Below are 12,276 nucleotides of genomic sequence, written 5' to 3' on the forward strand. Positions count from 1 at the left end.
AGAACGAGCTTTAGGTGGAATTACCATATTTTGAGATAATCGCGTTATCCCTATGGTTTTGATAATTGGTATTTTAGCAACCATGTTATATCTACCCATTCAGATGTTTGTGGAGGGCACATAGAATGTGATAATGCCTCTAAGAACTGTATGGACGGTGATAAACAATGCAGCCGGTACGGATTTTAAATAAATCCCTTGAAAAAAGTAAGAATATCTCAGATGTATCCAAATAAATATACAGGTTACTTCATTGGTGAAGCGTTAATGTGTGGAAATACCAATAAACAACCATGTGTACCTGACAATAGATTTACTACGTTTTAGATTAGGTTGTGATAATCCTTCATTTCGCAGTCTTATTTTTTAGATATATGCTTCATAATGTAGGTTACTACCTTCCCTTCCTTCTCAGTTGTCACATACAAAAACCGTGCCCTCTTGGACACGGTTTTTTCGTTACATATCATCGTCCTTGTAGCCAGCGACTTTCTGAATGCTGTCATTGGCATACTGCTTTTGTTTGTCGGTGGTCTGCCTGTCTGACGCAGCAAGATCATCAAGGAGATCTTCGAAGATACTGCTTTCCGGTTTCGGTGGATGCGCAGACGCCTGTTCCGCTGATTTCGTCTCCGAACCTGTAGCGGGGACGGAGCCACTTAACGGAGAGACGGTACCAGTTCCAGCGAGGTTATCGTGCACCGACTTCACCAGAGCATCGATGTCGTCCGGGATGGAGTGAGTTTGCTTCAGAATCTCGTCGTCCCGCTGCTGTTGGTTGACGGCCGGATGATCTGGGGCGGTAGGTGAGCCAGACCCCTCCTTCGTTGCTCCTTGATGTGTAGGTAATTCACCAGACACATCGTTCTCTGTGTTCGGATCCGGCCAGAAGAGCGTGCTGTCATCATCGTCCCCTTCCAGCGACGAGCCGTCATCTTCTCCTTTTACTGGAGCGGATTTATGTGGAGAAGAAGTTGCGGCTGCTTCCTTCATGCTCTCCTGCACCTGTTGCTTTGAGGATTCAACTTCTGTTTGAGAGACTCCCTTCGATTTTGGCGTTTCTGCATTCACTCCCGCTTCCACAGAAGCATCATCTTGCTTGTTATCCTCAAGCTGGCGGACTAAATAGGAAAGCTGATTGATATTCCCCTTGAACGACAGGGGCTTGTAGTTTTTTGTGGCGAGCTCGATCCTGCCGATATCGATGAACCGCTTCATAAACTTGGTTTCATCTACGAATTTTCCGTATGCATGAGTTGCTGGCTTAATGCTGCCGTCCTTACCGACAAGCTCAACGATAAAGTTTTTGAACGTCAGCTCTTTGATCTTTGTCGGCGTAAACCGAGGCTCGAGCTTGCGAGCTGTGTTATACCGAAGCCCCCGAGATTGATTCGGCATGCTAATCGGTGTGACCGACTCGTTCATGGATTCCTCTAAAACATACTCTTCACCGAATGACTTACTGAAGTATTCATTATCCTTAAACTCTCCGCGACCAAACACCGTTTTGTTGGAGGCATTGGATAGAATGACCTCATCGTAGCCGGCCTTGACGCCCCTTAGCTGTCCCAGGTTCTGAATTGCAATGAGCGTACCAACCTTGAAAGAACGACCGAGTGTAAGCAATCGTTGGAACGCATCGTTGATGTATAGCGGGAACTCGTCGATCGTGAAGAAAATTGGAATCCGCTTATGCCCATTTTCCTCCGGCGGGCGCCGGAATATAGCAGATTGCATCTGCCGAATGATGAACTGGCCAAACATGAGGCTGAGTTCTTCGAGCTCCGCCAAAGCGCTGTTGTACAGAAGGATGCCGCCATCTTTCAGGAAGGAATCAAGGTCAAGGGTTTCCTGCCCGTCATTCGACACAAGTAGCTGACTGAGCATGGCATTCATGCTAATATCCGTCACGTACTTTTTTGCTCCGCCGATAAACTTGTCCTTCTTGTTCAGAACCACTTGTTTGCCTGCATGCTTATGCCCCTGCTGATACAGGACAGGAAGCTGGCCCCCTTCCTTGTCTTTCATGACGACATACTCCAATACGTCATTCTCGAAGTAGTTGCAGACGCGATCGTAACGATCCAGCAGATTTCGTTCATCTGGCGTAATCACTGGGTTTTCCAAGTTGCGGTCTATCCATTTGCGCACATCCTCGGTCATATCCGCAAGGAAGCGGGGTTCGGTATACATGCGCTGAAGGTGAGTAATAAAGTTGAACTGGTTGCCGTGGCGGATCTTTCCGAGCATAACATAAGCGGCCGCCGTTTCACCTTGTTGGTCCTTAAAGAAGGTATCCTGGTCACCGGTCAAAGCATCGAGGACACCGCGCCATGTTTCGGCAGCTACCTCGAGCGGGCCAGCCAGCGGGTTGAACCGAACCGACTTAACCAAGTCTGTAGGGTCAACCACTTTGATTTTACTCTTCGGAATACCGAGCTTATCAGCCATCTTTTCCACGTCCCGAATCAAATCGGATTTAGGCTCAAGCACCACGATCCCCATCTTGTGTCCGCGGGCAATTCGGATCAAATCCTGAACGATTCGGATGAGGATGGCTGTACTCGTTTTCCCGCTTCCTGTTGCTCCTACGACGAGCTCGTGGAGAAATCGGGAGGTTTCAGACAGCACGATAGGTTTATTTGTTTTCTTATCCCATCCGACCACCACATCGCACATCTTATTTCGGAGTGAGAACGACTGGTCCGAGAGAAAGGAAAATTCCCACATATAGAAACGCTTCCTGAAGTCCTCGTTCTTGTAGAACTCCCTGGCGATATGGAACGCGACAATTAGGCAAATGACAACCGGCAGAGTCATAAGAAAATTAACGAAGCCAACCATGCTCGTAATCTTCAAATAAGGCTCGTTCTCGACATGAATCATCGAAAAGTAATCGAAAGTGAACGTGTGGATGTACCAGGCGAATAAGCCGCAGTACATGAGGGACATGTGAACGAATGAAATGATCAAAGTATACTTACGGCCCCGCTCCGACGTGTAGGAAAGAATCGTCTTATGCCCACGCTGGATCGGCTGCGTGACGGTGGAATAGCACCATACCAAGTAGCAAATGAAGGTGCAGCACAGCCAGAGGAGCGGGCGTTGATCGAGCGGCAAGTACAGAACGCCAAGAACCTTTGATATCCAATCCAAATGTCCCGGAAGTAATCGAGCAATCGCATCCGGGCCACTTGCAGCCTGATTAAACTGTTTGACGTATAGCATCGCAGAAGAAACTGCGACAACGGTATTCATAAGGATGAACAGGGATACTAGGCCGGTGTGAAAATAGAGGCGGTACAGTTCCATTACTCGTTCCCGCGTATCCACCCAAACCTTCTGCCCGTAAGCAGGTAGCAACCCTTTTCCGAACTGATGTTCCTCGTTCATATAGATTTCCTTAGACAATAAGCTTCAACACCTTTCGAAACCCTCTCCTTGTTCTAAATCACATGATAAGATGGCTGCCACTGTTTGTCGGTAACGGAGCGCAAGCACATTTGCGAACTTCAACTCCGGAGACAGCAACAAAGATAATCCAGGTAATGCCCGCCAGAAGGACGGACAGTTTGAGTAGTCTCATCATTTCGATAGAATCCCCCCTCTCCAATACCGCAAAGCGGAAACAAAAAAGCACCTACTAAGGCCCTTGAGCCAAAGTAAGTGCTTCTTACTCGCGTGAGTTATATGTAATTGCATAACCCGATTATAACCGATTAACCATGAGGTAACAATCACCCCTTCGTTCGGTTTAAGTTGGAGCGGGATGCTTGACGGACTTCAAATAAGGGGTATGCAAAAATGCCTCGATTTTAAGCTTGTTCTATACTAGAAATACAAAGAAGAAAGGAGTTGAGCGACGATGATGTTCATCCTCGTAGTGACTTTTATAATTGGTATGATGTCTGTAGCAGCCGATAACTAATCATAGGGGGAAGACTATGCGATTCACCTACTGGCGTAACAACCCGAAAGACGATCCAAAATACTCATATAAACCACCACTTGTAAGCCGTTCTGTATCGTTTAGGATATTGCGGACGAGAATCCTCCCCATTTTAATGGGGTAGATGAAAGTTCGCTTTGCCCGAATTCCCCTGTGGGATGACAAGGCAAAATCAAGGTTATTCTTACAATACTTTCCCTCTCTCGTTCACACGAGAACATTTGTTTGGTATAATAGAATCAGATATGAATCGAATTTATAAATATTTGATTTTTAAAAGAAATGAAGAAGGAGGCGGCTCATGCAACGAACTTATAAATTCCGTTTGTATCCAACCAAAGAAGAGCAAGAGAACATTCATTTCGTACTGGAATGTTGTCGCCTCCTCTATAATCGTTTGCTCGCAGAACGAATAGCTGCCTATAAGCAAAGCGGACGGAGTTTAACTTACTATGAGCAAAAAGCAACGCTTCCAGAGCGAAAGCTATATATACCAGCACTCAAAAACGTCCACTCCCAAGTCCTTCAAAATGTCGTAGAACGGTTGGATAAGGCGTATCAAGCCTTTTTCCGTCGCGTCAAAAACGCCGAGAAAGCGGGCTATCCGAGATTCAAGCCTGAAAGTCAGTACAACTCCTTTACATACCCTCAAAGTGGTTTTTCTATAGAGGGAAAGCAGCTTCTGCTTTCAAAGATCGGTGATGTGCGTATTCGACTTCATCGGCAACCGCAAGGAAGGATCAAGACATGTACAATCATCGTTAAGAATGACAACTACTACGCTTGTTTTTCCTGTGAAGTCGAGAGTCAGCGGCTTCCGGTATCAGAAAAACAGATCGGCATTGACCTTGGCGTATCGCAGCTCGCCGTAACATCAGACGGTGATCGGATAGAATCACCGAAATTTCTTCGTAAAAGCGAAGATAAACTGAAACGAAAACAGCGTGCCGTTTCGAAGAAAAAGCACGGTTCAAACCGTAGACGTAAAGCTGTACGCGAGCTAGCCAAACTTCATGAGAAAGTAGCGAATCAACGTAGGGATTATGCTCATAAAGAGTCGCGAAAGCTAGTAAATGAATATGGACTCATCGCCTTTGAGGACCTGAACATACAAAGGATGGTCAAGAACCATCGCCTTGCAAAAAGTATTGTTGATGCAGGATGGAGTGGACTTGTTCAATTCGTGACGTACAAGGCTGAAAGCGCTGGTCGTCAGGTTGTGCAAGTGAATCCATACAACACATCACAACAATGCTCTAACTGCGGAGAAATCGTCAAAAAATCACTCGCTGTTCGTGTCCATCAATGTTCTTGCGGATACGTTGCAGATCGAGACGAAAATGCAGCCATTAACATCTTGAAACTAGCTTTGCAAAACGTATCGTAGCATATTTCAATCAGGCCAGGAACTGGCCTTCAAGGAGGGACGAGGTTACGAGTCCCGATGATTTGAGAAGCTCGTCAATTCATAGACGAGAGGTTCACTACCCTTGAAGGTTGTTGATGATGCGTTGGATCACCTTTGCGTCATTACCGGCTCTCAGTTGTGTAATAAAATCCATAGTCAGGATTGAAATGAGTTCTTCAAGGGTCATATGGAACCCCGGCTCAATCAATGATAGGTCCATTAAGAACCCTTCGCCTCGGAACGCAACATGCCGGGCAATCTCCATCTGAAGAAAACCCCATTTTACCTTTTTGGCAACTACCTGTTCAGATAGCGTCCAATGATTAGGCGCATTATTTACAAACTCCTCCACTTTTACAGCTGGGCGAAAATATTTTTCCCGCTTCTCTGCCAGTTTGGTTGCGAGTTGCTTTTGATTGACTCCTCTCACGACGGTTGCCAGGAAGTCTTGATAAAGGATCGCGATGAGCTCGTCCACACCTAAGCTTACTTCGTCACCGGCCATTTCCATAATATCCCCCACAAACATTTCTGCTCGCACATAATCGTGGTGAGGTAGACGAACGCGAAGATCCACTTTGGCAATTTTCTTATTTGGTGACGATCCGCGTAAGGAATCAAATAGTGTGCTGAGAATACCCTTGCGAGGTGAGGATAATTCTTGGATCCGCCCGGAGACTAGATTGAGTTTGCTTAGTTCCCTCACATGGCACCACTCCTCTGACACAATATGTGCATAACCAGGCGAGTTGCAGCTTCTCTCTCTGATACATCATGTACTACCGCTAATTCAAATAATTTTTGATAGTCCTGCTGCTTCAGCTTTACATGGACAAAGAGTTTTGTGTTGCTGTATTGATATTCCGGAAGGGAAGCGCAGTTAGATAAGGCTGCTAACAACATGTTAGTTGCATATTTCGTTGGCGTCGATTTCAATTCTTTGGCCATAAGCCGGATCAGGGCTTTTTGGTTTGGTGTAACACAGATCCGAATATCTTGTTTCTTATCACTGCGACTTTTTTTTTGACTCGTTGGCGCTGGAATTTCCACTGGGGGGTCAAGCTTCACGTTGGGATTAGCCAAGATTGGTGTGACCGGTTTTACCAGTGTGGGTTCTGTAAAGATCGCTTTAACCGGTTTTACCGGAGCGGGTTCAGTAAAGATTGGGTTAATGCTCATTACACTCTCTCCTCCCCTATTATAAAAAGTGCCCCTTCGCCTCCACTAGCTCAGGACCACATGTCCGTTTGTCCCTTCGACCATCTTAGTAGACAAGTTATGAGAGGGAGCTTGAAAATATGCTTAAAATTCTATGAAGGTGGCAATAATAGGTTTATAGAATGACGAGGGAGGATTAAAATTATGGCGAAGTCTTCTTTAATCACAAAGGAACAGGCGAAAGTGTTCGCTGAGCTGGCGAAAAAATCTGCCCAAGCTACAGGACTTCGGATGAAGCCGAAGAAAGCGAAGTAATAGGTTAGTTATACGGGCAATCGTTCATATCATAGAACGGGAGGCATCCCTTGGCGTATATACCTCAACATATATTCTCAACTGGCGTTCGATGAGCGCAAAAAAAGACGGTGCCATGAACGAATTCATGGCGCCGTCTTCGTATTCAAACTTTTTGGTGGAGTCCGTAGGTTAGTGGATTTATAACCGATTCGCTTTTCATGAGTTTGAGCGTTTCATCATACCACGCTTCCTGCTCTGTGCCGTACCATAGTGACCTAGATAACACGGTCCTCTCCTCATCTGTACAATCATCGATTTGTTTTGGAACTCCGACGGGAGAGCCGTACTTGAAATAAAAGACCGGCACGATCTCCTTTACCCTCTTTAACTCATCCGGAAATTGGGACCACTTCCTCAGAAAGTCCAGTACCCGGCAAATACCCTGTGTTTCATACCCATCAAATTTTTGGAACAGATATAGTTGGACTCTATTAGGGTTGTTCTCTGTGATCACAAACTGTGGAGCCCATCCAAGCAGATCATGACATGCCAGCTGTAAAGCTGTGAACGGGTCCTGATCGTGCTCATGGTTTCTGGCCGTCCCCATATGTACCGTACCCAAGAAGCCCATGTCCGGTTTTGCCGCGCCTTCTATCCGCTGCTTGACCTTTAAGAGCATCCCGCTTCTCTCCGTAAAGGAAGAAAGGGTCTGAAACAAATTATCCGCATTACAAACGAGCATATTCATGAATGGACTGTAATTCATCAGGTTCGATTGATATGCATTGAAAAAGGAGTTCCACCTTCTGCCGATCTTCGTTGATGCAGTGGTGAATACCATGATAATTGGAGGCTTGGCTGCTTTGGTCGCAGTTGCGTGGGCCAAGAACCCCCTGTAGTTCTCAAACTTTAGTGACAAGTCATTTGAAAACTCGGTAGCGCGGTCAATTTCGATCCAAGCATGGAAGCCTGGCGTCGGATTCTTCTTCTCTTGGCGGAACCCGTGTATCTTCATTTCACCGTCTGGTCTGAATTTTATCGCATCGCCATTTTCGAGCGAATACGTGCGAGCAGCATATACGTTGTCAACATAGTCAATTTCATTCATGAACGAGAATTGCGGACTCAAGAATTGCATTCTGATGTAAAAATTAACGGAGTCCAAATGATGTTCGATCCGCTTTGGAAAGTCGAAAAAGTCTATCGAAAGATCGCCGAAGTCATCGTTCCAACCGGATCCGAAATGGGAAGGGTCAATATCCAGAAGATCCTTTACAACGTTAAACTTCTCGATATCCAAAGTGAAAACTGATAAAGCAGATCTGCCGGCCATAACTTTATAATGCTGCGAACGAACAAATCTAAACTCCTCGAAACGAAGTAGCTCCTTACGAACCCTTGAATACTTCGATTGGTAATTCTTTCTCCAACTAGGATTGTTTTTCGGGTTAATCGGAAATGAATCTGTCACCAGCTCTGGGAAAATAAGAAACAGAATCTGCTCAGTTGTCAGAAGCCGAAACTTATATAGATTCCGGAGGATAGCCCCCTCTATTTTGTTAAGCTCAAAATTACCGTCCAGATATAATCGCATTTTCAACCCTCCCGAATTCAAGTCTATGGGCATACAAACTAACTCAGGTTTGAAAAATCAGCACTGTGTTGTCGCCCTCGTTGTCATTTACGTTATCACGACGAAACCCTTGGTGTATATGGTCTTTATGTACCTATAGAAAACATGACAACCAGATAGACTATAAACATGACTAATGGAATGAATATGTATTTCTCTCTGTTGTCATGGGTATTGTTCAACTCCATTGTCATGCCTACAATCAAGGTTATAGTGTGAGTGTTGTCATGATTATTGTGACAGCGATTATTCACATTCAGAGAAATTACATAACATACGCACGGAAAGCATCTGCAACACCAAACTACGATCCATGGGACTATCTACCCCCGCTTCTGCTTGGTTTTGCTAAGCTTACGAATAACAAAAATATTCAACGAATACACGAAGATTCCATAAAATCTAATCAAAAATTATAAAATTTCATAAAAACAAAATAGGTGTTACACAATTCGTAGCCAATATTAGCTAATGCCCCTTCCCTTTGAAGTCCAGATGCTCCTCGACCTCACGGTAAATGGTAGCGTGAAGAAATAATGGTAGTGATCCTGCGCACCATGCTCCAAGAAGGGACTGAAACTAGTGGCGAGCCACGAACAGAATTTCGTCCGATTCGATACGTCCCTAACGGAAGTTAAAATGACGACTCCTAACGCAAACCAACAGTAATGCCGAGGACTAACCTCACGATATGGAACGAGAGGGAAAATTTTTATTGCATCGATTCTATTCGATTCAATTTGTAAGTTAACTGCATCAATATAATCAGCTACTGCATCAGTAACCAGAATCGTCTACTTGATAATCTAATTTTCTAGTCTGAATCGGTTTTACGGGTGCTCTACGGCTATCGACTGTTTTATGAAGTTATTAAAAAGATATTGCAGAAATATTATCCAATAGAGTATGATTTGTGTATTGATGCAGTAGTTGAATCGAATCGATGCAATTATTGATTCATATTTAGTTAAAGGAAAGGAGGCGGGAATCATTTTATCAAGAGAGCAGATTCTATCAATTCTTGCTGACCGTCTTGGACATGGAAAATGGGCTCTCGCAATCCTAAAGAAGGAAAACAGGCCCTTGAATAAAGAATTACTCGGTGAACTCGTTAATGAGGCATATCAGCAACAAACGCAAAGTCAAAAGAAGCTTCTTGGATCTAGACATATGCTTGATGAGATGGCTGCTAAACTAGAAGGGGCTGGCCTCGTGGATGTTTCCGAGATGGGACGAGCCCGGATGTACAAATTATCGCTACTTGGAGATGAAGTCATCCTTCACATTCAAAGTCAAAGAGGAGCATAAAATCTAAAAGGCAGGTGCCAAATGAGAAACGTATTAATGAGAAACGATTTAAGTCTAAGCTTGAAGTTTGGTTTTCTAGGTTTAGGAATGGGTGGCTGCTCAATAGCCTATGAGAGCGCCACTATTCGCACTCAAATCACCAATAATCATAATCCTTATACAGCACTCTTAATCAATACCAATGAAATTGACCTGAGAAAGTTTAAAGAACATAGTAATGTCCGCAAGTTGCAACTAACTGGTTTTGAGAAAGGCGCTGGCCGAGATATTGCAATTGGTGAGGCAGCGTTCAAACAACATAGAGAGACAATCCAGAGAGAAGCAGTCGAATACTTTGCCGACCGAGATTTTGTGTGGGTCACAGGCGGTCTAGGCGGTGGAACTGGCACAGGAAGTATTCTCGAAGCTATCAGAATGCTTTACGCAAATGGATTCAAGGATCGTTGTGGTCTAATGATCACTCTTCCTCGGGATAATGAAGGTTCAACCGTTATTGAAAATGCTCTTGATCGACTTCAAATGATTGCAAAAGCCATGAATAATCTAGGATGCATTCTCGTTGTCGATAATCAGAAGCTCTATAATGACTTCATTAAAGAACAATCTCAAGCGAGTATCTCTGAATACCTTGATTACAGTAATAAATACATTGCAACAGCGCTCCATGAAATTAACGTGGTAACAGCAAGCTTCAATCCCATTGCCGGCTACCACTTTGATAGCTCAGAGCTGCTCAACACATTTAGAACACCTGGCCTTATCTCTATAAGTAAATTGGAATTCGCATCTAACTCAATCGATACCGCGAACCAATCTACTTTTTTACCGGACTTCAAGAGATCCATTGAACGCGGCACACTCTCTGATGGATATAACTTAGCTAAATCCTCCAGAATAGCTGTAAGTATGGTTGCTCATCCTAACGCCGCAAAACGTATCTTCTCAATGTCGTTTATTAACTCCATAGAAACGACCATTGAAGGGTTATCCCCTATGGCAAAAGAGAAGCCAGTTGCTGCCTACGAAGATCCCAACGGTGTAGATCTTTCGATATATACAATCGTAGCTGGCCTTGGCCTTCCGAATCGTGTGAATCAACTAGTGGACAAGGCAAAAGAAGCTCAAGAAAAGGCAGATGACGTCTTTGGCCAGGTAGACAGTACCCTATCAGCTCTAAGTGGTTTCACAAGAAAGAAGCCATTCGAACAGTCTCCCTCTACTTCAGACGACCCATTCGCGGCAAGCTCGGAAGTTGCAAGCACTAAACAAAGTAATGACGGCGACGTTGATCCGTTCTCTATACTAAAGTAAGAGCAATAATGACATAGGTATCAGCTTCCCCTCCCCCTTCTATTTCTGACAGGGGGAGTTTTTTATTGCATCAGTAATTGAAGCGAATCGATGCAGTTATTGATGCAATACGATCACGTCAAAAAACGTCTCAGGAAGCTTAGAAAATCCGTCAGCGAATGCCAGTTGTTGGTGTTGACAATTTTATAATTCAATAAAACGTGTAGCAGCAAGCGGCCCGGGGAAGCACTACTGAAACGAGTTCACAGGGAACATGTTTCCGTACCGCTGCGCCGCTACTGCAAACTACGATCCACTGGGACTATCCCACCCCCGCTTCTGCCAGGTTGGTGCTACGCTTACGAAAAGCAAAAATATTCAACGAATACACGAAGATTCCATAAAATCTAATCAAAAATCATAAAAATTCATAATAAACAAAATGGGTGTAACACAATTCGTATCCAATATTAGCACCACGAACAAAATTCCGTCCCTTGGCCTTTCCGAATCGATTGAATCAGCTAGTGGAAAGAAAAAGAAGCTCAAGAAAAGGCAAGATGACGTCTTTAGCCAGGTAGTCAATACTCTATCAGCTCTAAATGGTTTCACAAGAAAGAAGCCCACCGAACAGTCTTCCTCTACCTCAAGCTTGGAAGGTGCAAGCACTAAATAAAGTAATGACGACGGCGTAGATTTTTTCTCTATACTAAAAAGTAAGAAGAATAATTACATAGGTATATGCCTCCCCTGGGGATTTTTTATTGCATCAATAATTGAAGCGAATCGATGCAATTATTGATGCAATAAGATCACGTCAAAAAAACGGCTTAGGAAGCTTAAAAAATCCGTCAGCGAATGTCAGTTGTTGGTAGCCGGCATTCTGATCAGTAACGGCGCAGCCGGTACGGAATCAATGTTCCCTGCGAACTCTTTTCAGTGGTTACTGCCAACCGTATTTTTGAATTACAAAATCCTCAACTTTCGAATAAAGAGTTTTAGTCTAAAAGCAGCACGGAAAACATCTGCAACACCACAAAAATATTCAACGAATACACGAAGATTCCAATAAAATCTAATAAAAAATCATAAAAATTCATAAAAAACAAAATGGGTGAAAACACAATTCGAGTCAATATTAGAGCTAATGCCCCTCTTCCCTTTGAAGTCTACCTTTAGTGGCTAGCCACGAACAGAATTCCATCCGCCTCGGTACGGTCGCTTAGCGCTGCT

8 protein-coding genes are annotated in these 12,276 nt (G+C 44.2%); 3 read left to right on the plus strand and 5 right to left on the minus strand.

All coding sequences use genetic code 11. The annotated features are described in order from the left end of the window. Positions 1-459: 459 nt before the first annotated feature. Together G519_RS0112920 and G519_RS50160 are read right to left on the minus strand one after the other, a co-directional pair. Positions 460-3,411, minus strand: a complete 2,952-nt coding sequence (locus tag G519_RS0112920) for a type IV secretory system conjugative DNA transfer family protein (protein WP_029195058.1) — start codon at positions 3,409-3,411, stop codon at positions 460-462. A 40-nt stretch (positions 3,412-3,451) separates the two neighbouring features. After that, a complete protein-coding gene (locus tag G519_RS50160; RefSeq protein ID WP_154669566.1) occupies positions 3,452-3,589 on the minus strand; it encodes a hypothetical protein in 138 nt (45 codons plus the stop codon). A gap of 661 nt (positions 3,590-4,250) precedes the next feature. On the opposite strand from G519_RS50160, the gene G519_RS0112930 reads away from it, so the two are divergent. Further along, positions 4,251-5,336 (plus strand): RNA-guided endonuclease InsQ/TnpB family protein, encoded by a 1,086-nt coding sequence (locus G519_RS0112930; protein ID WP_029195059.1) that lies wholly within the window; start codon positions 4,251-4,253, stop codon positions 5,334-5,336. 97 nt (positions 5,337-5,433) lie between these two features. Here G519_RS0112930 and G519_RS0112935 read toward each other — a convergent pair whose 3' ends face one another. The 3 genes from G519_RS0112935 to G519_RS0112950 form a co-directional block, all read right to left on the minus strand. Then, positions 5,434-6,063, minus strand: a complete 630-nt coding sequence (locus G519_RS0112935; RefSeq protein ID WP_029195060.1) for a hypothetical protein — start codon at positions 6,061-6,063, stop codon at positions 5,434-5,436. Then, the gene (locus G519_RS0112940) at positions 6,060-6,536 is read right to left on the minus strand and encodes a hypothetical protein (protein ID WP_051253358.1); all 477 of its coding nucleotides are present in this window, start codon (positions 6,534-6,536) and stop codon (positions 6,060-6,062) included. The genes G519_RS0112935 and G519_RS0112940 overlap by 4 nt, the downstream gene beginning before the upstream one ends. 439 nt (positions 6,537-6,975) lie before the next feature. Further along, a complete protein-coding gene (locus G519_RS0112950) occupies positions 6,976-8,406 on the minus strand; it encodes a hypothetical protein (protein ID WP_029195062.1) in 1,431 nt (476 codons plus the stop codon). 969 nt (positions 8,407-9,375) lie between these two features. On the opposite strand from G519_RS0112950, the gene G519_RS0112955 reads away from it, so the two are divergent. Together G519_RS0112955 and G519_RS42840 are read left to right on the plus strand one after the other, a co-directional pair. Then, entirely contained in the window at positions 9,376-9,753 is a 378-nt protein-coding gene (locus tag G519_RS0112955) for a hypothetical protein (protein WP_029195063.1), read from the plus strand. A 21-nt stretch (positions 9,754-9,774) separates the two neighbouring features. After that, positions 9,775-11,064, plus strand: a complete 1,290-nt coding sequence (locus G519_RS42840; RefSeq protein WP_064743443.1) for an FtsZ/tubulin family protein — start codon at positions 9,775-9,777, stop codon at positions 11,062-11,064. Positions 11,065-12,276: the final 1,212 nt, after the last annotated feature.

Origin of the sequence: Paenibacillus alginolyticus DSM 5050 = NBRC 15375, assembly GCF_000422905.1 — a bacterium.
Classification (GTDB): domain Bacteria; phylum Bacillota; class Bacilli; order Paenibacillales; family NBRC-103111; genus Paenibacillus_E; species Paenibacillus_E alginolyticus.

Coding starts and splice junctions, on each gene's coding strand:
- G519_RS50160 (WP_154669566.1), bottom strand. CDS start 3,589: ATGATGAGACTACTCAAACTGTCCGTCCTTCTGGCGGGCATTACCTGG.
- G519_RS0112930 (WP_029195059.1), top strand. CDS start 4,251: ATGCAACGAACTTATAAATTCCGTTTGTATCCAACCAAAGAAGAGCAA.
- G519_RS0112940 (WP_051253358.1), bottom strand. CDS start 6,536: ATGAGCATTAACCCAATCTTTACTGAACCCGCTCCGGTAAAACCGGTT.
- G519_RS0112950 (WP_029195062.1), bottom strand. CDS start 8,406: ATGCGATTATATCTGGACGGTAATTTTGAGCTTAACAAAATAGAGGGG.
- G519_RS42840 (WP_064743443.1), top strand. CDS start 9,775: ATGAGAAACGTATTAATGAGAAACGATTTAAGTCTAAGCTTGAAGTTT.